This window comes from Streptomyces sp. NPDC086777 (assembly GCF_040702065.1).
Taxonomy (GTDB): Bacteria; Actinomycetota; Actinomycetes; order Streptomycetales; family Streptomycetaceae; genus Streptomyces.
In genome coordinates, this window is record NZ_JBFBJI010000029.1 from 77,335 (window position 1) to 101,520 (window position 24,186).

General features: G+C 71.7%; 23 protein-coding genes and 1 pseudogene. 5 read left to right on the top strand and 19 right to left on the bottom strand.

The genetic code is table 11. From position 1 onward, the window contains the following. The first annotated feature begins 43 nt into the window (after positions 1-43). The 3 genes from AB0472_RS33030 to AB0472_RS33040 all read left to right on the top strand — a co-directional run bounded on the left by AB0472_RS33030 (position 44) and on the right by AB0472_RS33040 (position 2,386). Positions 44-712 (top strand): MOSC domain-containing protein, encoded by a 669-nt coding sequence (locus AB0472_RS33030; RefSeq protein ID WP_366361911.1) that lies wholly within the window; start codon positions 44-46, stop codon positions 710-712. 97 nt (positions 713-809) lie between these two features. After that, the gene (locus AB0472_RS33035) at positions 810-1,583 is read left to right on the top strand and encodes an SDR family oxidoreductase (RefSeq protein WP_366361913.1); all 774 of its coding nucleotides are present in this window, start codon (positions 810-812) and stop codon (positions 1,581-1,583) included. A 95-nt stretch (positions 1,584-1,678) separates the two neighbouring features. After that, complete coding sequence (locus AB0472_RS33040) at positions 1,679-2,386, top strand: ester cyclase (protein WP_366361915.1); 708 nt, start codon at positions 1,679-1,681, stop codon at positions 2,384-2,386. Between the two features lie 91 nt (positions 2,387-2,477). Here AB0472_RS33040 and groL read toward each other — a convergent pair whose 3' ends face one another. From groL to AB0472_RS33060, 4 genes are all read right to left on the bottom strand, one after another. Beyond that, complete coding sequence (gene groL, locus AB0472_RS33045) at positions 2,478-4,103, bottom strand: chaperonin GroEL (protein WP_366361916.1); 1,626 nt, start codon at positions 4,101-4,103, stop codon at positions 2,478-2,480. A gap of 126 nt (positions 4,104-4,229) precedes the next feature. Beyond that, entirely contained in the window at positions 4,230-4,538 is a 309-nt protein-coding gene (groES, locus tag AB0472_RS33050) for a co-chaperone GroES (RefSeq protein WP_004955293.1), read from the bottom strand. A gap of 351 nt (positions 4,539-4,889) precedes the next feature. After that, a complete protein-coding gene (locus tag AB0472_RS33055; protein ID WP_366361963.1) occupies positions 4,890-5,645 on the bottom strand; it encodes a polysaccharide deacetylase family protein in 756 nt (251 codons plus the stop codon). Positions 5,646-5,704: 59 nt separating this feature from the next. Continuing rightward, positions 5,705-6,598 (bottom strand): polysaccharide deacetylase family protein, encoded by an 894-nt coding sequence (locus AB0472_RS33060; protein ID WP_366361917.1) that lies wholly within the window; start codon positions 6,596-6,598, stop codon positions 5,705-5,707. Between the two features lie 90 nt (positions 6,599-6,688). Here AB0472_RS33060 and AB0472_RS33065 point away from each other — a divergent pair, with 90 nt between their 5' ends. Further along, positions 6,689-7,855 carry a class I SAM-dependent methyltransferase gene (locus AB0472_RS33065; RefSeq protein ID WP_366361918.1) on the top strand — a complete coding sequence of 389 codons (1,167 nt, stop codon included), beginning with the start codon at positions 6,689-6,691 and terminating at the stop codon, positions 7,853-7,855. Here AB0472_RS33065 and AB0472_RS33070 read toward each other — a convergent pair. The 10 genes and pseudogenes from AB0472_RS33070 to tsaB all read right to left on the bottom strand — a co-directional run bounded on the left by AB0472_RS33070 (position 7,770) and on the right by tsaB (position 18,710). Next, positions 7,770-11,111: an NACHT domain-containing protein gene (locus tag AB0472_RS33070; RefSeq protein WP_366361919.1), complete on the bottom strand. Its 3,342-nt coding sequence runs from the start codon at positions 11,109-11,111 to the stop codon at positions 7,770-7,772. The two genes, AB0472_RS33065 and AB0472_RS33070, sit on opposite strands and share 86 nt — an antisense overlap. Before the next feature lie 103 nt (positions 11,112-11,214). Continuing rightward, positions 11,215-12,501 carry a sigma-70 family RNA polymerase sigma factor gene (locus AB0472_RS33075; RefSeq protein WP_366361921.1) on the bottom strand — a complete coding sequence of 429 codons (1,287 nt, stop codon included), beginning with the start codon at positions 12,499-12,501 and terminating at the stop codon, positions 11,215-11,217. Between the two features lie 43 nt (positions 12,502-12,544). After that, on the bottom strand, positions 12,545-12,901 hold the full coding sequence (locus tag AB0472_RS33080) for a YciI family protein (RefSeq protein WP_366361923.1): 357 nt from the start codon (positions 12,899-12,901) through the stop codon (positions 12,545-12,547). A 130-nt stretch (positions 12,902-13,031) separates the two neighbouring features. Then, positions 13,032-14,087, bottom strand: a complete 1,056-nt coding sequence (locus tag AB0472_RS33085) for an LCP family protein (protein WP_366361925.1) — start codon at positions 14,085-14,087, stop codon at positions 13,032-13,034. Positions 14,088-14,182: 95 nt separating this feature from the next. Beyond that, a pseudogene (locus tag AB0472_RS33090) lies at positions 14,183-14,913 on the bottom strand (endo-1,4-beta-xylanase); the annotation flags it as partial. Positions 14,914-14,967: 54 nt separating this feature from the next. Then, positions 14,968-15,999, bottom strand: a complete 1,032-nt coding sequence (locus AB0472_RS33095; protein ID WP_366361926.1) for a LacI family DNA-binding transcriptional regulator — start codon at positions 15,997-15,999, stop codon at positions 14,968-14,970. Positions 16,000-16,164: 165 nt separating this feature from the next. After that, entirely contained in the window at positions 16,165-16,425 is a 261-nt protein-coding gene (locus AB0472_RS33100) for a hypothetical protein (protein ID WP_366361927.1), read from the bottom strand. Next, complete coding sequence (gene tsaD / locus AB0472_RS33105; protein WP_366361928.1) at positions 16,422-17,516, bottom strand: tRNA (adenosine(37)-N6)-threonylcarbamoyltransferase complex transferase subunit TsaD; 1,095 nt, start codon at positions 17,514-17,516, stop codon at positions 16,422-16,424. Before tsaD ends, AB0472_RS33100 begins: the two co-directional genes overlap by 4 nt. Beyond that, positions 17,509-18,036 (bottom strand): ribosomal protein S18-alanine N-acetyltransferase, encoded by a 528-nt coding sequence (gene rimI / locus AB0472_RS33110; RefSeq protein WP_366361965.1) that lies wholly within the window; start codon positions 18,034-18,036, stop codon positions 17,509-17,511. The genes tsaD and rimI overlap by 8 nt, the downstream gene beginning before the upstream one ends. A gap of 17 nt (positions 18,037-18,053) precedes the next feature. Further along, positions 18,054-18,710, bottom strand: a complete 657-nt coding sequence (gene tsaB / locus AB0472_RS33115) for a tRNA (adenosine(37)-N6)-threonylcarbamoyltransferase complex dimerization subunit type 1 TsaB (protein WP_366361930.1) — start codon at positions 18,708-18,710, stop codon at positions 18,054-18,056. A gap of 124 nt (positions 18,711-18,834) precedes the next feature. Between tsaB and AB0472_RS33120 the strand changes: the two genes are divergently transcribed. Beyond that, on the top strand, positions 18,835-19,398 hold the full coding sequence (locus tag AB0472_RS33120; RefSeq protein ID WP_366361932.1) for a hypothetical protein: 564 nt from the start codon (positions 18,835-18,837) through the stop codon (positions 19,396-19,398). A 97-nt stretch (positions 19,399-19,495) separates the two neighbouring features. On the opposite strand, the gene AB0472_RS33125 is transcribed toward AB0472_RS33120, so the two are convergent. From AB0472_RS33125 to AB0472_RS33145, 5 genes are all read right to left on the bottom strand, one after another. Next, positions 19,496-19,666: a hypothetical protein gene (locus AB0472_RS33125; RefSeq protein WP_366361969.1), complete on the bottom strand. Its 171-nt coding sequence runs from the start codon at positions 19,664-19,666 to the stop codon at positions 19,496-19,498. 130 nt (positions 19,667-19,796) lie between these two features. Further along, the gene (gene tsaE / locus AB0472_RS33130) at positions 19,797-20,309 is read right to left on the bottom strand and encodes a tRNA (adenosine(37)-N6)-threonylcarbamoyltransferase complex ATPase subunit type 1 TsaE (protein WP_366361934.1); all 513 of its coding nucleotides are present in this window, start codon (positions 20,307-20,309) and stop codon (positions 19,797-19,799) included. Next, positions 20,275-21,537, bottom strand: coding sequence for an alpha/beta hydrolase (locus AB0472_RS33135; protein WP_366361936.1), 1,263 nt, complete (start codon positions 21,535-21,537; stop codon positions 20,275-20,277). Before AB0472_RS33135 ends, tsaE begins: the two co-directional genes overlap by 35 nt. Before the next feature lie 129 nt (positions 21,538-21,666). Further along, entirely contained in the window at positions 21,667-22,872 is a 1,206-nt protein-coding gene (gene alr, locus AB0472_RS33140) for an alanine racemase (protein WP_366361938.1), read from the bottom strand. Between the two features lie 60 nt (positions 22,873-22,932). Next, complete coding sequence (locus AB0472_RS33145) at positions 22,933-23,700, bottom strand: L,D-transpeptidase (protein ID WP_366361967.1); 768 nt, start codon at positions 23,698-23,700, stop codon at positions 22,933-22,935. Positions 23,701-24,186: the final 486 nt, after the last annotated feature.

Genomic DNA, 24,186 nt, shown 5'->3' on the forward strand with positions numbered 1-24,186 from the left:
AAACGCGTCGACGCTTTGGGGGGCGGTCCCGTACCGTCGTGGCATGGAGCTTCTCTCGGTGAACCTCGGCCGTCCGACGCCGTCGCCGCACACGGACCAGGTGGACGGCGTGACCGGTATCGACAAGCGGCCGGTTGCCGGGCCGGTGCGGGTGGCGGCGCCGGGGCCGAAGGGGGCCGCGGGCAGCGGCCTCGCCGGGGACGCTGTCTGCGAGCTGCGCCACCACGGCGGCGACGACCAGGCCGTGTACGCGTACGCGCGCGAGGACCTCGACGACTGGGCGAAGGAGCTCGGCCGCCCGCTGCCGAACGGCTGTTTCGGTGAGAACCTCACGACAAACGGGCTGAACGTGTCGGGGGCGCTGATCGGCGAGCGCTGGCGGGTCGGTCCCGAGGTCGTACTGGAGGTCACCTCCGGGCGCATCCCGTGCCGTACTTTCCAGGGCCATCTGGGCGAGCGGGGATGGGTGAAGAGATTCACGCGGAAGGGTGCCACCGGCGCCTACCTCCGGGTGATCGAACCGGGCGAGATCCGGGCCGGCGACCTCATCGAGATCATCCACCTGCCGGAGCACGGGGTGACGGCGGCGATGGAGTTCCGCGCGACCACCACCGAGCGGGAGCTGCTGCCCCGGCTGCTCGCGGCCGGCGCGGCCCTGCACCCGGAGGCGCTGGCGCGGGCCCGGAAGTACGTGGCGGCGCAGAGCGGCTGAACGGCCGTCACGCGCGGGCCGCTCACCGGTGCTTCACTCTCGGGGAGAGCCGGTGCGCACGGCGGACGCCGTCAGTCCGGGTAACTACCCTTGGGCCATGACAACGGCTCTGATTACGGGATCGACCGCGGGCATCGGTGCCGCGTTCGCGCGGCGGCTGGCTGCCGACGGGCACAACCTCGTCCTCGTGGCGCGGGACACCAAGCGGCTGCGCGAGCAGGCGACCGAGCTGCACGACCGGCACGGCATCGAGGCGGAGGTGCTCACCGCCGACCTCGCCGAGGACTCCGGCATCGAGTCGGTCGCCGCCCGGCTCGGAGACCGCAGGAACCCGGTCGACCTGCTGGTCAACAACGCCGGCTTCGGCAACAAGGGCCGCTATCTGGACGTCTCGATGGCCGACGAGCTGCGCATGCTCAAGGTGCACTGCGAGGCGGTGCTGCGGCTGACCTCGGCGGCGGCCGAGGCGATGCGCGAGCGCGGCCGCGGCGGAGTGGTCAACGTGGCGTCGGTGGCGGCGTTCGTGCCGCGCGGCACCTACGGCGCCTCCAAGGCGTGGGTCGTGCAGTTCACCCAGGGCGCGGCGCGCGACCTCGCGGGCAGCGGAGTGCGGCTGATGGCACTGGCACCGGGGTTCGTGCGTACGGAGTTCCACCAGCGGGCCGGGATGGGCACGGACAACATCCCGGGCTGGATGTGGCTCGACGCCGACAAACTGGTCGCGGCGGCGCTGGCCGACCTCGCGCGCGGGAAGACGCTGTCGATCCCGGATCCCCGCTACAAGGTGCTGACGGGCCTGGCGAAGCTGGCGCCGCGCGGGCTGGTGGGCGGCATCAGCTCGAAGACGGGCCGCAAGTACGGGCCGCAGTAGGGAGCCGGCCGGAACATACCGGGACACACCGGAACCGGGCCGGTGAGACGATGGTGTCGTTCGGTCGCGCCCGCAGGGGGGCCGGAGGCGGTGTCATGACGTTCGTGCAGCTCATCGAGTGCAGGACCAGGCGGTTCGACGAGATGGACCGGCTGATGGACAGGTGGGTCGAGCAGACCAAGGGGAAGCGGACGGCGACGCACACCCTGGTCGGCAAGGACCGCACCGACGCGGAGCGCGTCGTGGAGATCGTGGAGTTCCCGTCGTACGAGGAGGCGATGCGCAACTCACGGCTCCCGGAGACCGACAGGGTCTTCCAGGAGCTGCTGGCGCTGTGCGAGGGGACGCCGACGTTCACCGATCTGGACGTGGTGCGCGACGAGGGGCTGTTCGCCGGCACCGCGCGGCGGTTCTTCGAGACGATCGCCGCGCCCGGCCCGCTGGTTCCGCTGGACGGCCTGCTCGCCGAGGACTACCACGACCACGATCCGGTCGAGGGGCAGGACACCATCGGCATGGACGCGATGCGGCGCAAGCTGGAGATGTGGCGGGGGGCCTTCGACTTCACGTTCCTCGTCGAGGACCAGATCGCCCAGGGCGACCGGGTGTGCACCAGGTGGCTGTGGACGGGCGTGCAGAAGGCGGCGTTCATGGGGGTGGCGAACACCGGCCGGCAGGTCACCATGGCCGGGACCACCGTCCACCGCTTCGGCGCCGACGGGAAGATGGCCGAGGGCTGGCTGCAGTACGACCGGATGGGACTGCTGGCGCAGCTGGGTGCGCTGGACGCGCTGGAGAACTAGGCCGACCATCGAGGTACCCGCGAGGGGCGAAGCCCCCGTTCCCGGCGGACGACCGGGAACGGGGGCTTCCTCAGCTCGGAGAGCCGGTGCCTCAGTGCGAGTGGCCGTGGGAGTGGCCCGCGGCGGCGGCCTCTTCCTCTTCCTTCTTCTCGACGACCAGGGTCTCGGTCGTCAGCAGCAGGGAGGCGATGGAGGCGGCGTTCTCCAGGGCGGAGCGGGTGACCTTGACCGGGTCGATGACGCCGGCCTTGACCAGGTCGCCGTACTCGCCGGTGGCGGCGTTGAAGCCCTGGCCCTTCTCCAGCTCGGCGACCTTGGAGGTGATGACGTAGCCCTCCAGGCCGGCGTTCTCGGCGATCCAGCGCAGCGGCTCGACGACCGCGCGGCGGACCACGGCGACACCGGTGGCCTCGTCGCCGGTCTTGCCCAGGCCGCCCTCCAGCACCTTCGCGGCGTGGACGAGCGCGGAGCCACCACCGGAGACGATGCCCTCCTCGACCGCGGCGCGGGTCGCGGAGATGGCGTCCTCCAGACGGTGCTTCTTCTCCTTCAGCTCCACCTCGGTGGCGGCGCCGACCTTGATCACGCACACGCCGCCGGCCAGCTTCGCGAGGCGCTCCTGGAGCTTCTCGCGGTCCCAGTCGGAGTCGGTGTTCTCGATCTCGGCCTTGATCTGGGCGACACGGCCGGTGACCGCACCGGAGTCACCGGCGCCGTCGACGACCGTGGTGTCGTCCTTGGTGACGGTGACGCGGCGGGCGGAGCCCAGCACGTCCAGGCCGACCTGGTCGAGCTTGAGGCCGACCTCCTCGGAGACGACCGTGGCGCCGGTGAGGATCGCCAGGTCCTCCAGCATCGCCTTGCGGCGGTCGCCGAAGCCCGGGGCCTTGACCGCGACCGCGTTGAAGGTGCCGCGGATCTTGTTGACGACCAGGGTCGACAGGGCCTCGCCGTCGACGTCCTCGGCGATGATCAGCAGCGGCTTCGAGGCGTTCGACTGGATGATCTTCTCGAGCAGCGGCAGCAGGTCCGCGATGGAGGAGACCTTGCCCTGGTTGATGAGGATGTAGGGGTCCTCCAGGACGGCTTCCATGCGCTCCTGGTCCGTCACGAAGTACGGCGACAGGTAGCCCTTGTCGAAGGCCATGCCCTCGGTGAAGTCCAGCTCCAGACCGAAGGTGTTGGACTCCTCGACGGTGATGACACCGTCCTTGCCGACCTTGTCCATCGCCTCGGCGATGAGCTCGCCGACCTGCTGGTCCTGCGCGGACAGCGCGGCGACGGCGGCGATGTCGGACTTCTCGTCGATCGGGCGGGCCGACGCGAGCAGGTCCTCGGAGACGGCGGCGACCGCGGCGTCGATGCCCTTCTTCAGGGCGGCCGGAGAGGCACCGGCGGCGACGTTCTTCAGGCCCTCGCGGACGAGCGCCTGGGCCAGCACGGTGGCGGTGGTCGTACCGTCACCCGCGATGTCGTTGGTCTTGGTCGCCACCTCCTTCACCAGCTGCGCGCCGAGGTTCTCGTACGGGTCCTCGATCTCGACCTCGCGGGCGATCGTGACACCGTCGTTGGTGATGGTGGGGGCGCCGAACTTCTTGTCGATGACGACGTTGCGGCCCTTGGGGCCGATCGTCACCTTGACCGTGTCGGCAAGCTTGTTGACGCCGCGCTCAAGGGCGCGACGGGCGTCCTCGTCGAACTTCAGGATCTTCGCCATGGCAGCGGATGCCCTCTCGGAAATCTGGGGTGAACAAGACTGCGCCCCCGGCGCCCGGCTTCTCGGAGGATCGCGGGGGCCAGGGGCGCAGCTTCAAGCGGAGTGCTTGAGGTGTGAGTCGCAGGCTTACTTCTCGATGATCGCGAGCACGTCGCGAGCCGAGAGGACGAGGTACTCGTCGCCGTTGTACTTCACCTCGGTGCCGCCGTACTTGCTGTAGAGCACGACGTCGCCGACCTTGACGTCGAGCGGCAGGCGCTCGCCGTTCTCGAAACGGCCCGGGCCCACGGCGAGGACGGCGCCCTCCTGGGGCTTCTCCTTCGCGGTGTCCGGGATGACCAGGCCGGAGGCCGTGGTCTGCTCGGCGTCGAGCGGCTGGACCACGATGCGGTCCTCAAGCGGCTTGATGGCAACCTTGGAGCTGGCGGTCGTCACGATCCGACCTCCCCCTTCGGAGATCTCACGGGGTTAACTGTCTGAGGTGGCGACCAGGTCGATCCGTCGTCGCGGGTGCCGGACCTGCCCGTCGCGTTGTTGGCACTCTCATCTGCCGAGTGCCAGAGCCGAGACTATGACCGCGATTAGCACTCGGTCAAGCGGAGTGCCAATTGCCTGCGGCGCGGCGCCGAAAATCGGTGGCCGGGGGTTGTCGTGGCCGTCCCTGGGGGCTGCGCCCCCAGACCCTCCGTTCGGCCTTCGGCCTTCGGCCTCGTCCTCGAACGCCGGACGGGCCGGATCGGGGCTGAGCACCGCCGGCGAAGGCCAGGCCGGGGGGGAGCTGTGGTGCTACAGGTAGTCCTCCAGGCGGCCCACCGTCAGGTCGGCTGCCTGGACTCGGCGCAGGAGGCGGACGGTACGGTCCCTGAGGGTGGGGCCCAGGGCCTCGTCGGGGCCCACCAGGATGATGTCGCCGGGGCGGAGCTGTCTGTCGCCGGTGCGGTAGGTGATGCCGTCGGGGGTCGTCGCCGCCCGCCACAGCACCACCGCGGCGACCCCGCAGTCGTCCGCGGCGCGCAGGGTGGTGGCGTCGTAGGTGCCGTAGGGCGGGCGGAAGAGGCGGGGGCGGATGCCGAAGCGGGACTTCAGCTTCTCCTGCTGGCCGCAGATCTCGGCGCGCTGGCCGGCGTACGGCAGGCCGGGCATGGCCGGGTGGTCGAGGGTGTGGTTCTCGACGCTCGCGCCGACCGACTGGAGGCGGGCGAAGTGGCCGTAGCCGGGGCCGACCACGCTGTCCGTGAGGAACATGCTCACCGGCAGCCGCAGTTCACGGACCATGTCGACGAAGCGGGAGTCCTTCTCGGCGCCGTCGTCGTAGGTCAGGAAGACCACCCGGTCGGCGGTGGGGACGTGGTCGACGACCGGGGGGAGTTCGGTGCGGAGGGTCAGCGGGTGCAGCGGCGGGCGGGGCGCCGGGGCGAGGGGCTCGGTCAGGCCCCACCGGCGGTACGGGGGCTCGCCGGACGGGCCGTGCGGGTGCACCCGGTCGGCCGCCTTCCGGCCGAGCCGTTCGATGGGGTCGACGGACGGTGCACAGGCGGACATCGCGCACGCGGACAGGAGGAGGGCGGCGGCCAGGACAGCGGCCGTCGCCCTCGGTCGGCTCACAGGTAGTCCTCCAGGCGCGCCACCGCGTAGCCGTCGCGGGTGACCTTGTTCAGGAAGCGGCGCATGTCGTCGACCATGGTGCCGTCCCAGTCGTCGCGGCCCCGGAAGTGCGTGAGCACGATGTCACCGGGGTGCAGCGAGCGGTCCCACTCGCGGTACTCCCAGTGGTCGACGAACACCTCCTCGTCCCAGATCGGCGCGTACCTGATGCCGCAGGACTTGGCGGCGCGCAGGGTGTCGCCGTTGTAGTTGCCGTAGGGCGGCCGGAAGACCGTCGGCGCCTTGCCGAACTGCCGCTTCATGATGTCCTGCATGCCGCAGATCTCGTGCTTCTGCTCGTCGTAGGTCAGGCCGGGCAGGTAGGGGTGGGTGAGGGTGTGGTTGTTGAGGGTGTGGCCCTCGGCCTGCATCCGGCGGAAGTAGCCGTAGTCGTCCTTGACCAGGTAGTTGCTGAGGAACGCGGTGTACGGGATCCGCAGTTCGCCCATCATCCGCAGGAAGTCCGGGTCCTTCTCGGAGCCGTCGTCGATGGTGAGGAAGACGACCTTCTTCCTGGTCGGGATCGTGGTGAAGACGGGGGGCAGGTCGTCCTCGACCTGACCGTCCACCTCGAAGCCGTCGCGAGCGGTGATCGTCGGCTTGCGCTTCGGCGGGGCCGGTGGCCGCAGCGGGACCGCGTCCAGCCCCCAGCGCCGGGCGGCGGCGACCAGGGCGGCATGGTCGTCGGGGGCGGCGGCCGCACGGTGGGCCTGCTGGCCCGCGGCGGGCCGGACCGGGGCCTCGCCCTTTGGCCCGGCGCAGCCGGAGACGACGGCGACGGCCGCTACGGCGGCGAGGGCGGACATGACCGAAACCACCCTATTTTTGTCATTTTGTACGATTGCTCGCATGGCCTCGGATCTTTCCAGCCCTCTCCCCGGAGCCCCGGCAGACACCTCGGCCGGAGGCGAACCATCCACCGACTGGCCGACAATGACCCGGTGAACGACCTCCTCTCCCCCCTCCTCACCCCCGAGGGCCACGCCCTCCTCGACGAGGTGCGCGGCACCGCGCCCGCCGACGAGCTGGCCGTGGCCACCCGGCTGCGCCGCGAGCACCCTGCCGAGCTGGTGTCGGCGGCGCTGGCCCAGGCCCGGCTGCGGCAGCGGGCGGCGGCGAAGTTCGGGGAGGCCGACGCGGGCCGCATGTTCTTCACGCCGAACGGCGTCGAGCAGTCGACGCGGGCGACTGTCGCCGCCTACCGGGCGCGGCGGCTGCAGGCGCTCGGGGTCACCTCGGTGGCCGACCTGTGCTGCGGGATCGGGGGCGACGCGATCGCGCTCGCGCGGGCCGGCATCCGCGTCCTCGCCGTGGACCGGGACCCGGTGACCGCGGCGACCGCCCGCGCGAACGCCGAGGCGCTCGGGCTCGCGGACCTGATCGAGGTCCGCGAGGCGGACGTCCAGGAGGTCGACACGGCCGGCCACGACGCCGTCTTCGTCGACCCGGCCCGGCGCGGCGGACGCGGCCGCATCTTCGACCCGGAGGCCTACTCACCGCCGCTGTCCTGGGCGGTGGCGACCGCGTCCACGGCCAGGGTGGCCGCGCTGAAGATCGCCCCCGGCATCCCGCACGAGGCGGTCCCGGCGGCGGCCGAGGCGGAGTGGATCTCGGACGGCGGCGACGTGAAGGAGGCCGTCCTCTGGTTCGGCACCGGCGCCCCGGGGGCCGTGCGCGCCACCCTCCTCCCCGGCCCGCGCACCCTGCTCGGCCGCGGTCTGCCCGACCCCGCCGTCCGACCGGTCGGCCGCTACCTCTACGAGCCGGACGGCGCCGTCATCCGCGCCCACCTGGTCGCCGAGGCGGCCGAGGAACTGGCCGGCGGCCTGATCGACCCGACGATCGCGTACGTCACGGCCGACGACCTCCGGGCCACGGCCTACGCCACGGCCTACGAGATCACCGACGAACTCCCCTTCAACGTCAAGCGGCTGAAGGCCCTGCTGCGGGAGCGTGCGGTCGGGAACCTGACCGTCAAGAAGCGCGGCTCGGCGGTGGAACCGGAGGAACTGCGCAGAAAGGTCAGGCCGCAGGGCCCGAACGCGGCGACCGTGTTCCTGACCCGGGTGGCGGGGGCGCCGACGATGCTGGTGGGCCACCCGGCGTAGGGCGAGGAAGCCGGACGAGGCTCCGGTCGGGCAGGACGCGGATCCCGGCCCGGCGGCTGGCCCTCTGTACCAAGCCGTGCACCAGGTGGAAGCGGTTGTACAGCGCCGAGCCCGGGTCCCCGCCCGGACTCAGGAAAGGCAGCAGCAGCGCGATGGATTCGGTGTCCTCGGCAATGGCACCCGCGGCATCCAGGAGCCGGCTGAGTTGCTGGCGGGACATCCCGGAGGATTCCTCCCGCACTTGCAGGCAACGCTGGAGAACGACGGACACACGTGAGGCGGGGATCCGCGCGGGACATTCGGACGCGTACGTTCCGCTGTCGCTCTCCAGGGCCTCCAGGAAGGCGTCCACCCCCGCATCCGGGGCAAGCGCGTACAGCCAGCACCGGGCGTCATAGGCCGCCGCGGGCAACGCTCGCGTCATCCCGACGAAGCGCCGGACGATGTCGGTGTTCCCGTACGGAACCAGGACCTCGGCCAGCCTTGTCGCGATTCTCCCCTGCCAGACGCGCCGGCCCCGGAGCTCGCTCGTATGGGCGAGGCTGTGCGGGACCACATCCGTCAGGATCGCGTTGCGGATGTCGCCGAGTCCGACCGGCGTGCCCCAGGCAGCGGCGGTGGCGGCCGCCGCCACCGCCACCTCGGGTGCCGTACCGTCGAGCAGGTCCTGGATGTCCGTCAACGGTCCAGGGCTGTGATCCAGACACTCCAGGGCAAGCCAGCGCACCTGCCAGATCTGGGTCCCGTCGTGAGCGAGCGCAAGCAGCGCGTCACGGTACCCCCAGCCGTGTCCCTCGGCGGTGAACCCGCTCAGGGCCGCCATCAGGGGAAGCTTCTGGTAGTCCGTCGCCCGGCTGTACCGCACGATGTCGAGCAACACCTCCGCGCCCGGCGCACCCGCGACCTCCAGGTACGCGACGGCCATGTGCTCGCGCTCGAAGAACCAGCCGTTGTCCAACCGCAGCAGTGCCAGCAGCCGGTCCGCGACGCCGGGGTCCCGCACCCCCACGAGGGCGTCACGCACACCCTGCGCCAGTGGTTCGTAGGAGGTCCATTCCGCGCAGTCCTCAAGAGTGCGCACCAGCAGGTCGGCCGGTGCACCGGCGGCGCCGAGCGACCTCAGCAGAGACCCGATGTCCATGGCCTCGGCATGGTCGGGGCCCGGAGCCGGCCGGTCCGCCAGCTCATGGGCCAGGTCCGCGGAGAGCCTCGGAACGGCGGCCTCCACCCGCAGGGTGCCCATCGCCTGGATCAGATGCCGACGCAGCTCGGCCGCGCGGCTGGCAGTGAGGGAGAGAACGCCCAGGAGCCGTTCCCCGACGTTCCGTCCGCCGTGCGCGGACAGCGCGTCGACGAGCGCGACCCGTGACCAGAGCCGCTTGCTCTCGTCACCGATGTAGGCGACGACCTCGTTCAGCTGCCGGTCCGAGCCCAGGAACCCGACGACGGCGTCCGCCGCCTGCTGCCGCTCGCTCGGATACGGCGACGTCTCGAGCAACTCCCAGACCGTCCGCACGATCTGTTCCCGCAGCGCCACATCGGCGACCCGCGGACTCCCCGCCAGACAGCGTGCCGCCAGCAGCAGATCCGTGTGGAACAGGTCGTCGTGCGGGAGCCGGAGCAGCCCGGAATCAGCCTCGCGCCCCTCCGGCTGGAGCACTCCGAGCAACAGCAAAGTCGCATCCCCCAGCGACCCCGCGAGCAGCAGGATGACCTCCTCCCACCACTGGTCGTACCGCGCTGCCACGGCCCGTCCGATCCCCTCCTCGCCCCGTTCCAGCAGTGCGGCGGCGGTGAAGTGCTCCTGCAGGGTCAAATGCAGGAAGCCGTACCAGCCGTGGGCCTGGGCTTTCAGAAGGCCGTACTGCGCGGCGATCTCGTCGAGGATCGCAGGTGCGTCGGTGGCCGGCAGATCGATCGTCGGGAGAAAGGCTGCGATCCGGTCGAGCAGATCCTCCTCGGGGAAGTAGCGCATCCCCCGCTCGTGGTAGTGGCACGCGAGTTCCTTGAGCAGATCCTGCTTGCGGTCTGTCGTGAAGCGGCTGTAGCGACTGATCTTGCGATGCGCGTCCCACTCGCGCAGCAGCACCTCCACGCATCGCCGGTACAACGCGGCCCGTCGCTCGGGAAGCTCCAGATCCCGCTCGTAGACGATGGCGATCAGGCTGAGCAGCAGCGGGTTCGTCGCCAGGGTCTGCAGCCGGGCGTTCCCGGCCAGGGCACGGACCAGGCCGCCGCGTCGCCGGTCGCGGTCGCCGAACCAGTTGGCAATGAACGTCTCGATCTGCGGCCACTCGAAGTCCAGCGCCTCCAGCACCTGGAACTGCGGCAGCCCTCCCTGCCAGCCGTGCCGGCGGCAGGTGGTGGCGATCAGGGCTCGCGGGTACCGGGCTGCGAGGCGGGTGATCTCTTCGGTGACCCTGTGGTACGCCCCGAGCGCCGCCTCAGCGCTCTCGCCGCCCAGCACTTCGTCCAAACCGTCGAGGAGGAGAGCGGCCGTGCCGTCGGCGAGTTTCTCCGCGACATACTCGCGGGCATCAGTGAAGCCGTACTGGTCCGCCCAGTGCTGGGAGAGATAGTCGAGCAGGTCGTCATGGCCACTCTCCACGAAACGGAACAACTCAACGTAGGCGGGGAGTTCGGGCAGGGCCTCGTCCTGGGTCCGCCGGGCCATGCGCAGCGCGAGATGGCGCAGCATCGTCGTCTTCCCGGCACCCGGATCTCCCACGACGACAATCCGCTGATAGCGCTGAAGGGCGTCGACGGGAGCGTACGTGTGCCCGGCACCGGACGAGTCGGCTCTTTCGTCGCCGCGGACGGCCTCCTGCGTGCGGTCCTGGTCCACGTCCTCCGCACGCACGAATCGGAGCGGCCGCTGCTCCTGGACTCGCACCTGGACGTAGAGGTGGTCGAGGTGCAGCGGACGGGACATGTCGAGGATGCGGAGCGTGGACAGCTCGCCCGCCAGACGTGTGCAGTAGGAGACGAGCGCGGTGGCACGGCGGGCGGCGACCTCTTCGGCGGCTCGGACGCGCTCCCGTTCCGCGTCCTCGGCCAGGCGGCCACGCTCGCGTTCGGCGGCCTGTTGCTCCTGTTCCAGCTCCTGTGCCCGGCGGGTCAGATCGGCCGCAAGCTGGAGCGGGATCTTCTCCCTCTCCGACTCCCTGGTGCGCCGTGTCTGAACGAGGGCCACGCCGCCCGCGATCACGGCAACCAGCACGCCCGTGACGGCTGTGAGGACCGATGCTCCGTCCACTCGTCTCCCCGCCTCCGATGAGCAGTTGGCTGCCCGTCGATTCTGACAGCGCCGCCCCGTACGGAGGGACCGCTTGCAATCAGCCGCGAGGGTCTGAGCCCGGCTACGGAGCGCACCCCCGTGCCCTGGCCAGCAGCAGCTCCCGTTCCCGCTCGTTGCGTGTCAGACCCGCGGCCCGTTCGAACTCCGCGCGGGCCTCGGCCGTGCGCCCGAGGCGGGCCAGCAGGTCGCCGCGGACGCTCGGCAGCAGGTGGTAGCCGCCCAGGGCGGGGTCGGCGGTCAGCGTGTCCACGATCGCCAGGGCCGGTTCCGGACCCTCCGCCATCGACACGGCCACCGCGCGGTTCAGCTCGACGACCGGGGACGGGGAGCGGGCCGCCAGCAGCCCGTACAGGGTGGCGATGGCCTTCCAGTCGGTCTCCTCGTACGTGTACGCGTGCGCGTGGCAGGCCGCGATGGCCGCCTGGAGGGCGTACGGCCCGGGGGCGCCGGTCGCCGTGGCGTCCGCGCGGGCCAGGGCCCTGATGCCGCGGGCGATGAGCATGCGGTTCCAGCGGCGGCGGTTCTGGTCCCTGAGCAGGACCGGTTCGCCGTCGGGGCCGGTGCGGGCGGCCGCCCGGGAGGACTGGAACTCGAGGAGCGAGGTGAGGGCGTGCACCTCCGGTTCCTTCGGCATCAGGGCGGACAGGACGCGGGCCAGGCGCAGCGCGTCCTCGCAGAGCGACGGGCGCAGCCAGTCGTCGCCGGCCGTGGCCGCGTAGCCCTCGTTGTAGACCAGGTAGATGACGTCCAGCACCGAGCCGAGCCGGGCCTCGCGGTCGGGTCCGTACGGCACCTCGAAGGCGATGTTCCGCGTCGCGAGGGTGCGTTTGGCGCGGACGATGCGCTGGGCGACCGTCGGCTCGGGGACCAGGAAGGCGCGGGCGATCTCGGCGGTGGTCAGGCCGCCGAGGAGGCGCAGGGTGAGGGCCGTGCGGGCCTCGGGCGAGAGCACCGGGTGGCAGGTGGTGAAGACCAGCCGGAGCAGGTCGTCGTCGATGTCGTCCGGGTCGGCGGGCTCCTCCGGCGGGGCCGTCGTCTCGGCGGCCCGGCCGATCTCGGCGAGCTTGCGCGCGTAGTTCTCCCGGCGCCGGACCAGGTCGACGGCGCGGTGGCGGGCGGTCGCCATGAGCCAGGCGCCCGGGTTGTCGGGCACGCCGTCCCGGGGCCACTGCTCCAGGGCGGCGACCAGCGCGTCCTGCGCCAGCTCCTCCGCGATGCCGACGTCCCGGACGATCCGGGCGACGCCGGCGATCACGCGGGGCGATTCGAGCCGGAAGACGGTCTCGATGGCGTAGCGGGGGTCGGCCGCGGCGGAGGCGGCGGGCCCGGCGGGGGGCTGTGTGCTCACAACCCCCCATGCAACACCCGCCACCGGACGTACGCCAGGAGCGTCAGCCCTCCGCGATCTCCCGGACCTCGCAGGTCACCGTCCAGAACTCCTCGTGCACCTTGAGGAACCGCTTGGTCCACTCCAGGGCCTCCGCCTTGTCCTTGCACTGCATGATCGCGTAGCCGCCGACGACCTCCTTGGACTCGGTGAAGGGCCCGTCGGTGACGGAGATGTTCCCGCCCTCCCAGTGCACCCGGGTGCCCTGGGCGGTGGGCGTGAGGCCCGCGGTGTCCAGCATCACGCCGGCCTTGGTGATCTCCTCGATCAGCTCGCCCATCCGCTGCATCAGCTCCTGGCTGGGGCCTTCGGCGGGGGCGGTGTTCTCGTCGATCTTCACGAGCGACAGGTAACGGGGCATGGTGGCTCCTGTGGTTCCGGTGCGGTGCGGGGTCCGTCCCCACATCTCACCCTTGCGTCGAACGGCCCGCCCCCGGATCGACACGCTCACCGGAATTCCCCGAAGTTTTTTTCCGGCCCCCGCGCGGGGCCTACCGCAGCGACTCCCACAGCTCGCTCGCCGCCGGCTCCTTCGCGATCACCCGGTTGGGGTCGGAGGGCGCGGTCACCACCGGCATCATCAGCGTCTTCGTGTGGTGGGAGGTCAGTCCCTTCAGGCTCTGCCCGAGCCGCATCAGCTCGCTGAGCGAGTCCAGGCCGGTGTCGGTGGTGAGGCTGGCGGTGACCGCGTCGGCGACCTCGTACAGCTTGGCCGGGTCGGTCAGCAGGCTGATGGAGGCCATCCGGTCCAGGAGGGCCTTCACCAGTTTCTGCTGGAGGCCTATCCGGCCCAGGTCGCTGCCGTCGCCTATGCCGTGCCGGGTGCGGGCGAGCGCGAGGGCCCGGGTGCCGTCGAGGTGGTGGGTGCCCTTCTTCAGGTGCAGGTGGCTGTCGTCGTCGTCGATGTCCTGGTCGGTGGTCACGGTCACCCCGCCGAGTGCGTTCACCAGCTTCGCGAAGCCCGAGAAGTCGATCTCCAGGTAGTGGTCCATGCGGACGCCGGTGATCGACTCGACCGTCTTGACCGCGCACACCGCCCCGCCGACCGAGTAGGCGCTGTTGAACATCGCCTGGTAGGCGACGGACGTCGAGCCGCCGGAGGAGAGCGGGCAGGAGGGCCGGGTCACCAGGGTGTCGCGCGGGATGCTGACGATCGTGGCGGACGTGCGGCCGGCGTCGACGTGGACGACCATCGCGGTGTCGGAGCGGGCGCCCGAGCTGCTGCCGCCGCCGAGCTTCTTGTTCTCCTTGCCACTGCGCGAGTCCGAGCCCAGCACCAGTATGTTCATCGAGCCGGTGGGCAGCGGTGACGCGGACGCGGACGGCGCGGCCGCCGGGGTCGTCACCGCCTTCGCCGGGCGGTCGTCCCCGAGGGCGCTGTTGATGTCGACGCTCTTGATGTTGTCGTCGAGGTGCCAGTAGACCCACCCGGCGCCCGCGATGCCGAGCGTCATGACCCCCGCCAGGGTGAGGCCGACGATCTTCACCGCTCTCGACCGCCGGCCCACCCGTCTGCCCGCGCCGCCTTGCTCCTCGTGTCCCGTCACAAGGCAGGAACGTAAGTCCGAATTATTAGGGGACTGTTAGCGCAGGCGGCATGAAGGGGTTTTCTTCGGAAAATCTCACCCTTCTCACTCCGGGTTCAGCCCAGGGTGACGGTGGGCACCGGATTACTGCCGCTCCAGGAGGCGTTGAACCCGAAGGTGACCGGACTCCCGTCCGCCACCGGCCCGTTGCAGGGGGCGTTGGCGCAGGAGACGGTCGCGCCGGACTGCGTGCAGAGGGCGTTCCAGGCCTGGGTGATCCGCTGCCCGGCGCCGTAGGTCCAGCTCACGTTCCAGGAGCTCAGTGCCGCCCCGGAACAGGAGACCGTCGCCTGGCCGGTGAACCCGGTGTTCCACTGGCTGGTCACGCCGCAGGCGGCGGTGCGGGCACCGGTCGGCGGCGGGGTGGTCGTGGTCCCGCCGGGCGCCTCCGCGATGCCGTAGTACGCCGGTTTCGGCGCGTACTTCGCGTCGTACGGGGTCGCCGCGCCGTAGCCCGGGAAGGTGCTGTCCACCCAGGAGTCGAAGTCGAAGTCGGTGAAGCCCCACACGGTGACGTCGACGCAGCGGCTCACCGCCGCGCACGCGGCCACCACCGACGTGAAGTCCGCCTTCTGCTCGGCGAGCTCGGTGCTGTCGGGGGCAGCGCCATCCGGATGTCCAGCTCGGTGATCACCACGTCGACGCCGAGGTCGGCGAAGCGCTGGATGTTCTGCTGGAGGGTGGACGGCACCTGGCCGAGGACGAGACGGGCCTGGAGCCCGACCCCGTCGCTCGGCACGCCGGGCCTCCGAAACTTTTGGTTGTGCAACCGATTGGCTTCGGAGGAGTGTGGAGACGCCCGCACCACCCGTCAATACGTCAACTTCCGGCCAAGCCCGCCTCACGCGGCCGCGGGCGCCGCCGTGCTGGACCGCACCACCAGGCTGGTGGCCAGCTCCACCCGGGTCGCGGTCGTCGCCTCCTCCACCCGCCCCATCTCGAGGACCAGCCGCGCCGCCGCCTCGGCCATCTCGGTCAGCGGCTGCCGTACGGTCGTCAGCGGCGGCCCCACCCAGCGGGCCAGCGGCAGGTCGTCGAACCCGACGACGCTCACGTCCTCCGGGATACGCAGCCCCAGCTCACGGGCGGCCTCGTAGAGCCCGAGGGCCTGCAGGTCGTTGCCGGTGAAGATCGCGGTGGGCCGGTCGGGCATGCGCAGCAGTTCCAGGCCGAGCCGGTAGCCGGCGTCGTGGTGGAAGTCGCCGGCCTTGATCAGGGCCGGGTCCACCGGCAGCCCGGCGGTCTCCAGCGCGGCCCGGTACCCGTCCACCCGGGCCCGGCTGCACATCATCCGGGAGGGCCCGCTGATCGCCCCGATGCGCCGGTGCCCCAGCTCGACCAGGTGCCGGGTGGCGGCCAGCCCGCCCTGCCAGTTCGTCGCGCCGATGGACGGCACGTCCGGCCCGGGGTCCCCCGCCGGGTCCATCACCACGAACGGAATGGACCGGCTCAGCAGCAGCGCCCGCTGCGACTCGTCGAGCCCCGACAGCACCAGCACCACGCCGTGCGGCCGCCGCGCCGCCACCTGGTCCGCCCAGGTCCGCCCCGGGGTCAGCCGCCCCGCGCTCTCACTGAGCACGACGCTCAGCCCGGCGTCCCGGGCCACGTTCTCCACACCCCGGATGACCTCCATCGCCCAGGCGCTCTCCAGCTCGTGGAAGACCAGGTCGATCAGCGGCGACCGGGAGGCCTCGGCGCGGCGCCGCCGGTAGCCGTAGGCGCGCAGCAGCTCCTCGATCCGGGTGCGGGTGGCCGGGGCGACGTCGGCGCGCCCGTTGAGGACCTTCGAAACAGTCGGAGCGGACACGCCGGCCTCACGGGCGATTTCGGCGAGCGTCGCCGTCTGCGTTTGTGTGGGCTTCGAAGGCGTCATGCCCGCGATCGTATCCCCGCGCTCCCTCCTTGACGAAGACCTTCGCACGCCATGACTTCCCGGAACATTCGACATGCAGGACGAAACATTCGCTACGTTCGGAGCCCGCAGAAAGCAGAGACGGACGGCGCCACGCGGACGGCGCCGCGCGGCGTCGAGCCGTGCTCAGTCCGCCGTCACCGGCTCGAACCGCCACCTGTGCACCGGGCGGCTCACCAACCCCTCCGGCGGGGCGGCGAGTTCGGGCACGTCCGGGTCGTCGTACGCCGCGTCCCACCAGGTGATCACCAGCACCCGGTCCTGCGGTGCCCGGAAGGTCTCGCGGCGCAACGGGGCGGCGGCGAGGACCTGTTGCCGCACCCACGTCAGCAACTCCCCGCCCCTGCCGGGTACCGCCCGCGCCTCCCACATCAACGCGACCGTCACGTGTACAGGTTCTCCTTGCTGACCTCGTGCACGTGGTCGTGGTGGTGGCTGCCGGGGACGTGCGGGTCCGTCACCGGCAGGGAGCTGTCCGCCGAGAGGTCCCAGCCGGAAGGGGTCCGGTTGCGGGAGACCATTTCGGCGCCGAGGGCGGCCACCATCGCGCCGTTGTCCGTGCACAGCTTCATCCGCGGCACCCGGAGCCGGATGCCGGCCGCCTCGCAGCGCTCCTGGGCGAGGGCGCGGAGCCGGGAGTTGGCGGCGACCCCGCCGCCGATCATCAGGTGGTCGACGCCCTCGTCACGGCAGGCCCGGACGGCCTTGCGGGTCAGGACGTCGACGACCGCCTCCTGGAAGGAGGCGGACACGTCACGGACCGGGACCTCCTCGCCGGCCGCCCGCTTGGCCTCGATCCAGCGGGCCACCGCCGTCTTGAGACCGGAGAAGGAGAAGTCGTACGCCGGGTCGCGGGGGCCGGTGAGACCGCGCGGGAAGGCGATCGCCGCGGGGTCGCCCTCCTTCGCGTACCGGTCGATGACCGGGCCGCCCGGGAAGCCCAGGTTCAGCACGCGCGCGATCTTGTCGAAGGCCTCGCCGGCCGCGTCGTCGATGGTCGCGCCGAGCGGCCGTACGTCGGAGGTGATGTCCGAGGACAGCAGGAGCGAGGAGTGACCGCCGGAGACCAGCAGGGCCATCGTCGGCTCCGGGAGCGGGCCGTGTTCCAGCTGGTCGACGCAGATGTGGGAGGCGAGGTGGTTCACGCCGTAGAGCGGCTTGCCGAGCGCGTACGCGTACGCCTTCGCCGCCGAGACGCCGACCAGCAGCGCACCGGCCAGGCCGGGTCCCGCCGTGACCGCGATGCCGTCGAGGTCCCTCGCGCTCACGCCCGCGTCCTTCAGGGCCCGTTCGATGGTCGGGACCATCGCCTCCAGGTGCGCCCGGGACGCCACCTCGGGCACGACCCCGCCGAAACGGGCGTGCTCGTCGACGGAGGAGGCGACGGCGTCGGCGAGCAGGGTGGTGCCCCGGACGATGCCGACGCCGGTCTCGTCGCAGGAGGTCTCGATCCCCAGCACCAGGGGTTCGTCAGCCATTGATCTCGGTTCCTTGTCCTGAGGTGGGCCCGGTGGCGGAGCCACTGCCGGGCTGCCCGGTCGTCAGGCGCATCACCAGGGCGTCCACGTTCCCCGGCTGGTAGTAGCCGCGCCTGAACCCGATGGGCTCGAAGCCGAACCGCTCGTAGAGCTTCTGGGCGCGGATGTTGTCGACCCGGCACTCCAGCATGACCTCGGCGCACTCGAAGGCGGTCGCGGCCCGCAGCAGTTCGGTGAGCAGCTCCGCCCCGAGCCCGGTGCCCCACTGGTCACGGCGTACGGCGATGGTCTGGATGTCGCCGACCGCGGCGGAGCCGCTGTCGTCGGAGGTGGCGCCCTGGGCGGCGAGTCCCCCGTACCCGACGATCCGGTCGCCCTCCAGGGCCACCAGGTACCGGCGGGTCGCCCCGGGGCCCCTCGCGTGCGCCAGTTCGGACCAGAACATCCCCCGCGACCAGGCGTCCTCGGGGAACAGGTCCTTCTCCAGCTCCAGGACCGGGTCGATGTCCCACCAGCGCATCTCGCGCAGCTGTGCGGTCACTTCGGGGTGACCACCTTGTAGTTCTTGGGCACCTGGGCGTCCGGCCGGCGCAGGTACAGCGGCCGGGGCGCGGGCAGTTCCTCGCCGGCTGCCAGCCTCGCGACGGCCAGCGACGCGAGGGCCGCGGCGGAGACGTGCTCGGGCTCGTGGACGACCGGGAAGGTGTCGGGGTAGAGCAGCGCCCCGGCGCCGACCGCGGGCAGCCCCGCGACCTTCTCGGCGATGTCGCCCGGCCTGTCCACGGCCGGTTCCGTGAGCCGGGTGCGCGAGTCCTCGTACACCGCCCAGTAGACCTCTTTGCGGCGGGCGTCGGTCGCGACGACGAACGGACCCTTCTCGATGTCGGCGGCGTAGGCGAGCCCGTCGAGCGTGCACAGGCCGTGGACGGGCACGCCGAGCGCGAGGCCGAAGGTGTCCGCGGTCATCAGACCGACCCGCAGGCCGGTGTAGGGGCCGGGACCGATGCCGGTGACGATCTCGGTGACGGCGTCCAGCCCGACCCCGGCCTCGGCGAGGACGCGGTCGACGGCCGGCAGCAGCAGCTCGCCGTGCCGGCGCGCGTCCACCTGGCTCGACGAGGCGATGACGGCCGTACCGTCGTGCAGGGCGACGGTGACGGCGGGGGTGGCGGTATCCAGAGCGAGCAAGAGCACGCGAACAGCCTACGGCTCCGGCGCCGCGAGCACGCCCGGCCGGGTCGGACGGTCACTGACTGCTACGGTCTGTACGAAGTACGACATATACGGCGAGGCTCTTCGGCAGGCAGAGGTGGCGCACGTGGCAGGGACCAGCTCGGGAGTCGTGGCAGGCCTCACCGCGGCGGCCCTCGGAGCGGTCGGTCTCCTCGCCTACCAGGCCTCGGCCACCGTCCCGCCCGGCCTCGGCAGCCGGTCGTCGGCGAGCCCCGCGCCCGGCGCTCCCGCCGCCAAGGCACCCCGCGACCACCGCCACCCGACCGCCCTGCCGAACACGTCCGGCACGGGTGAACGGGTGGTGTACTCGGTGGACGACGACCGGGTCTGGCTCGTCAGCGAGCGGGGCCGCGTCGAACGCACCTTCAAGGTGACCCCCGGGACCATCGACCCGCCGCTCGGCGCCTACTGGGTGACGTCCCGCTCGAAGGCGGTCACGGGCACCGACGGCCTCCCCATCGAGCACGTGGTCCGCTTCACCACCACGAAGGACGGCTCCGCCATCGGCTTCAGCGCGGTCATCGCCCGGCACGCCGCCGCGCCCCCCGACCCCACGGTGAAGACGGGCGGCATCCGCGAGACCCGCCCGGACGGCGACGCGATGTGGAACTTCGCGACGATCGGCGTGAAGGTGGTCGTGATCCGCTGACGCGGCCCCGCACGGACCTGCCGGCTCTGCCGAGTGCGGCGCCGCCGTAGCTGGTCGCGCAGTTCCCCGCGCCCCTCACGGGGCGCTGCCGAACCGTCTAGGCAGCCCTGCGCCCCTGCTCGACCGGCCTGGAAACCGGCTCCGGCGTTCTCGGCGGCCGGGACACCGCGTCGGCCGCCGCACAGGCCGCCAGCAGCTCGCGCATGGAGACACCGGGGACCACGGCGACCACGGCGGGTCGCCGCTGTTCGGACCGGGGCATGGACACGGACGCCTCCTGAGGTGCGGGGGCGGGCGTGGTTAGGTAGACCTAACCACGGACTGGGTACCATGTGACCACGCCCGATACGTCCGGCGCAATATCTTGCCGACGCCTTGTCGGAACGTTCCCACGGTCCTCAGGCCGACAGCACCCCCAGGTCCGCCCCGTCCCACCGCTCCCCCAGCCCCGCCAGGGTCACGTGCCGTACCTCGTCGGTGGTCTCGCCGACGGCCCGGTGGATGCCGATCACGAGCCGGTCGTCGGTCAGCTCCTCGACCTTGCCCTCGCCCCACTCCACGACCACCACGGACTCGGGCAGCGACACGTCGAGATCGAGGTCCTCCATCTCGTCGAGCCCGCCGCCCAGGCGGTACGCGTCCACGTGGACGAGCGGCGGACCGTCCCCCAGGGACGGATGCACGCGGGCGATGACGAACGTCGGCGACGTGACGGCCCCGCGCACACCGAGCCCCTCGCCCAGTCCCCGCGTCAGCGTCGTCTTGCCGGCGCCGAGCTCCCCGCTGAGCATCACGAGGTCACCGGCGCGCAGCAACTTCGCCAGTCGGCGGCCCAGCTCCCCCATCTGCTCGGGGGAGGTCACGATCAACTCGGTCTCAGCCTGGCTGTGCCGTGCTGCTGGTGCTTCCATAGCCACTTACGGTAGCCCCTGCCGGCACGGCGCCCGCGCGGGTGAGCAGGTCGGCGAGGCGGTCGGTGACCACTTCCGGGTGTTCCAGCATGACCAGGTGCCCGGCGTCCGCGACGAGCACCAGTTCGGCGTCGGGCAGCAGGTCGGCGATGACCTCGCTGTGCTCGCTGGGCGTGACGAGGTCCTGCACCCCGGCCAGCACCAGCAGCGGCAGGTTCTGGAAGTAGGCGAGGGCCGCGGTCTTGTCGTGGTCGGTGAAGGCCGGGTAGAACTCGGCGACCACGTCGATCGGCGTCGACTCGATCATCCGCTCGGCGAACCGCTCCACCGCCGGGTCGACGTCCTTGGACGCGAACGAGTACCGCTTGATGATCCCGGCGAAGAGGTCCGCGGTGACCCGCCGTCCCTTCTCCACCAGCGCGGCCTGCGTGCCCAGCGCCTTCAGTACCCCGGGCAGCACCCGGCGCACCACGTTGACGCCGGCGACCGGCAGCCCGAAGTTGACCTCGCCGAGCCGCCCGGACGAGGTACCGACGAAGGCGGTGGCGACCACGCGCTCGCGGATCAGGTCGGGGTACTGCGCGGCCAGCGCCATCACCGTCATGCCGCCCATGGAGTGCCCGACCAGCACGATCGGCCCCTCCGGCACGGCCGCGTCCAGGACCGCCCTCAGGTCCCGGCCCAGCTGGTCGATGGTCAGCTCCACCCCGTCCTCGTGCTGGGCGACGCCCCGCCCGGAGCGGCCGTGGCTGCGCTGGTCCCAGTGCACGGTGCGCACGACCCCGCGCAGGGCCGCGCGCTGGAAGTGCCAGGAGTCCTGGTTGAGGCAGTAACCGTGGCTGAAGACGACGGTGACGGGCGCGGGCGCCTTGCGGCCGAAGAGCCGGCGGCGGCGCGGCGAGACGGCGGGGCCGGGGTCGGGGACCACCTCGTCGACCTCGTAGTACAGCTCGGTGCCGTCGTCGGCGTACGCCTTGCCGGGCGTGCCGCGCAGGGTGCCGTACGGGCCCGCCGAGTCCAGTGCGAGGCGGGCCTTGCGGCGCATCCCGCGGCCGACGGTCATCCGCTCCACGGCGACCCCGGCGGCCGCCCCGGCGGCGAGCACTCCTATGGCGGCTCCGGCGACGCCCGTCACCTTGCGCCAGCTGCCGGAGGCCGCCCCCGTGGCCGAGGCGACGACGGCCGCCGCGGCGGCTTCCGCTACGGCCTCCGCACTGCTCTCGCTCACGTACCGCTCCTCTTCGCCGTACTGCAGTTCGCTGCCTGGCTGACACGGGTGATGCTGACGCGACGCATGTTGCTGATGTTGCTGTTGATACAGATGTAACCGGGTGGTGCCGCCGCCGAACCCTCGGGGTCAGGCGTCGTCCCCTGGTTCTTGCCCACTCGGTTCCCCGTTCACATAGACGCGGGGTACCCGGGTTCCGATGCGCGTGACGATTTCGTATGCGATCGTGCCCGCGGCCTGGGCCCAGTCCTCGGCGGTGGGCTCGCCCCGGTCGCCCGGACCGAACAGCACGGCCTCCGTCCCGGCTTCGGGCTCGTCACCGCCGAGGTCCACGACGAACTGGTCCATGGCGATGCGCCCGGCGGCCGTCCGCCACTTGCCGCCGACCAGCACGGGCCCGGTGCCGGAGGCGTGCCGCGGGATGCCGTCCGCGTAGCCGACGGGGACGAGTCCGAGGGTGGTCTCGCCGGGCGTGACGTAGTGGTGCCCGTAGCTGACCCCGTGCCCGCCCGGCACGTGCTTCACCAGGGCGAGGGAGGCGGACAGCGTCATCACCGGGCGCAGCCCGAAGTCGGCCGCGCTGCCCAGCTCGGGGCTGGGTGACAGGCCGTAGAGCGCGATGCCCGTGCGGACCAGGTCGAAGTGGGTCTCGGGGAGGGTGAGGGTGGCCGGCGAGTTGGCGATGTGCCGCACCTCGGGGCGCACGCCCTCTCCCTCGGCGTACCCGAGCAGCTCGCGGAAGAGGGTGAGCTGGGCGGCGATGGAGGGGTGGCCGGGCTCGTCGGCGCAGGCGAAGTGCGACCACAGTCCGGTGATCCGGAGCAGCCCCGCGGCCTCGGCGCGCAGCGCCTCGCGGACCAGCTCGGGCCAGTCGGCGGGCTGGCAGCCGTTGCGCCCGAGCCCGGTGTCGGCCTTGAGCTGCACGCGGGCGGGCCGGCCGGCCGCCCGGGCCGCCTCGGTCACCTCCCGCAGCGCCCACAGGTCGCTCACGGACACGTCGAGGTCGGCCTCGATCGCCTCCCGCCAGGGCCCGCCCGGCGTCCACAGCCAGCACATGATCCGCACGTCCGCGGGCAGCCCGGGGTCCGCGCGCAGCGCCAGGGCCTCCTCCGGGGTGGCCGTGCCCAGCCAGCTCGCGCCCGCCTCGACGGCCGCGCGGGCACACCGCAGGGCCCCGTGGCCGTACGCGTCGGACTTCACCACGGCCATCAGGGCCGCGCCCGGCGCGAGGGCACGCAGGGTCCGCGCGTTGGCCCGCAGGGCGGCCAGGTCGATCTCGGCGCGGGCGCGCAGGGGCGCGGTCGGTGCGGTCTGCCCAGTCGGTGTATCACTCATCGCGCCCCCAGTGTCTCAGAGGCCTCCGACAGCCCTCGGGCACAGCCCCGGGTACCGAGCTCAGGTACCCGTACGGTGTCCCCACACGTACACCTTGTCGCCCTTCTTCAGCACGCTCCACAGCTTCTTCGCGTCGCCGAGCTTGAGGTTCACGCAGCCCCAGGAGCCGACGGTGGTGTAGATGGAGCCGTAGACGGCGTGGAAGGCCTGGCCGCCGTCGAAGAACTGGGCGTACGGCATGGGCGAGTTGTACAGCGTCGACCAGTGGTTCTTGTGCCGCCAGTAGACGGTGTGCCACCCGGCCCGGGTCGCGTACCCCTTGCGCCCGCTGCGCATCTGCACCGGCCCGTAGACCACCTTGCCGCCCTTCTGCACCCAGGTGACCTGCCGGTTGAGGTCCACGCAGGCGACCCGGTACGACTTCACGGGGCAGTTCCCGGCGGCGTTCGGGTTCTTCTTCGCCGACAGGAGCATCATCTGGTACCAGGTCACGGGCCCCGCGAACCCGATCGCCGGCTTGATCTTGTACTTCTTCTGGAATTTCTGGATGGCCTTGCAGTCGGCCGCGGACTGCTTCCCGTCCGCCTTCAGCTTCAGCCACTGCTCGATCTGCTTCTGGTACGGCCCGGTCAGCTTGGAGCAGCTCACCTTGGAAACGGCGTCGCTGAGCGGCACGTACTCGATGAGGTCGTACGTCCCCGGGGCCGCCGCCTTCGGTTCGACGGCGTCCTCCTTGGCGGTGGGCGTGTACACCTTGGGCGCCAGCATCTGGTCGGGGGTGTCGATCTGCCAGGGCTGCGAGGGGCCCGGCGCGATCCCCGGCACCAGCTCCGACTCGGGGACGGCGACGCCCGGTTCGGGGGCGGCGCCGTCCGCGACCCCGGTCCCGGCACCGAGGCAGAACACGGCCACGGCGACCACGAGGACCCCTGCGACCTCCCGCACCAGACCACACCGATAGCGCACGATTCGTCCACAAATCATGCGATCAGACAACCCCGCGCAGCCCGGAATTCCGGGAAGCCGCGCGGTGAGGTCACCCGGGGGACGCAGCGCCCCGACAGAGGGCGCGGGGACGTCACCCGGGGGACGCAGCGCCCCAGCAGAGGCGCGGTGAGGCCACCCGAGAGACACAGCACCCCGACAGAGGGCGCGGGGGACGTCACCCGGGGGACGCAGCACCCCGACAAAGGGCGCGGGGGACGTCACCCGAGAGACACAGCACCCCGACAAAGGGCGCGGGGGACGTCACCCGAGAGACACAGCACCCCGACAAAGGGCGCGGGGGACGTCACCCGAGAGACACAGCACCCC

Bases quoted from the DNA above. Each gene is read 5' to 3' on its own strand.
- alr (WP_366361938.1), bottom strand. From the start codon at position 22,872: ATGAGTGATACACCGACTGGGCAGACCGCACCGACCGCGCCCCTGCGC.
- AB0472_RS33060 (WP_366361917.1), bottom strand. From the start codon at position 6,598: ATGCGAGCAATCGTACAAAATGACAAAAATAGGGTGGTTTCGGTCATG.
- rimI (WP_366361965.1), bottom strand. From the start codon at position 18,036: ATGCGCTGGTGGGACATCGACCCGGTCCTGGAGCTGGAGAAGGACCTG.
- tsaD (WP_366361928.1), bottom strand. From the start codon at position 17,516: ATGGCTGACGAACCCCTGGTGCTGGGGATCGAGACCTCCTGCGACGAG.
- AB0472_RS33095 (WP_366361926.1), bottom strand. From the start codon at position 15,999: ATGACGCCTTCGAAGCCCACACAAACGCAGACGGCGACGCTCGCCGAA.
- AB0472_RS33040 (WP_366361915.1), top strand. From the start codon at position 1,679: ATGACGTTCGTGCAGCTCATCGAGTGCAGGACCAGGCGGTTCGACGAG.
- tsaE (WP_366361934.1), bottom strand. From the start codon at position 20,309: ATGGAAGCACCAGCAGCACGGCACAGCCAGGCTGAGACCGAGTTGATC.
- AB0472_RS33030 (WP_366361911.1), top strand. From the start codon at position 44: ATGGAGCTTCTCTCGGTGAACCTCGGCCGTCCGACGCCGTCGCCGCAC.
- AB0472_RS33035 (WP_366361913.1), top strand. From the start codon at position 810: ATGACAACGGCTCTGATTACGGGATCGACCGCGGGCATCGGTGCCGCG.
- groL (WP_366361916.1), bottom strand. From the start codon at position 4,103: ATGGCGAAGATCCTGAAGTTCGACGAGGACGCCCGTCGCGCCCTTGAG.
- AB0472_RS33055 (WP_366361963.1), bottom strand. From the start codon at position 5,645: ATGTCCGCCTGTGCACCGTCCGTCGACCCCATCGAACGGCTCGGCCGG.
- AB0472_RS33080 (WP_366361923.1), bottom strand. From the start codon at position 12,901: ATGCCCCGTTACCTGTCGCTCGTGAAGATCGACGAGAACACCGCCCCC.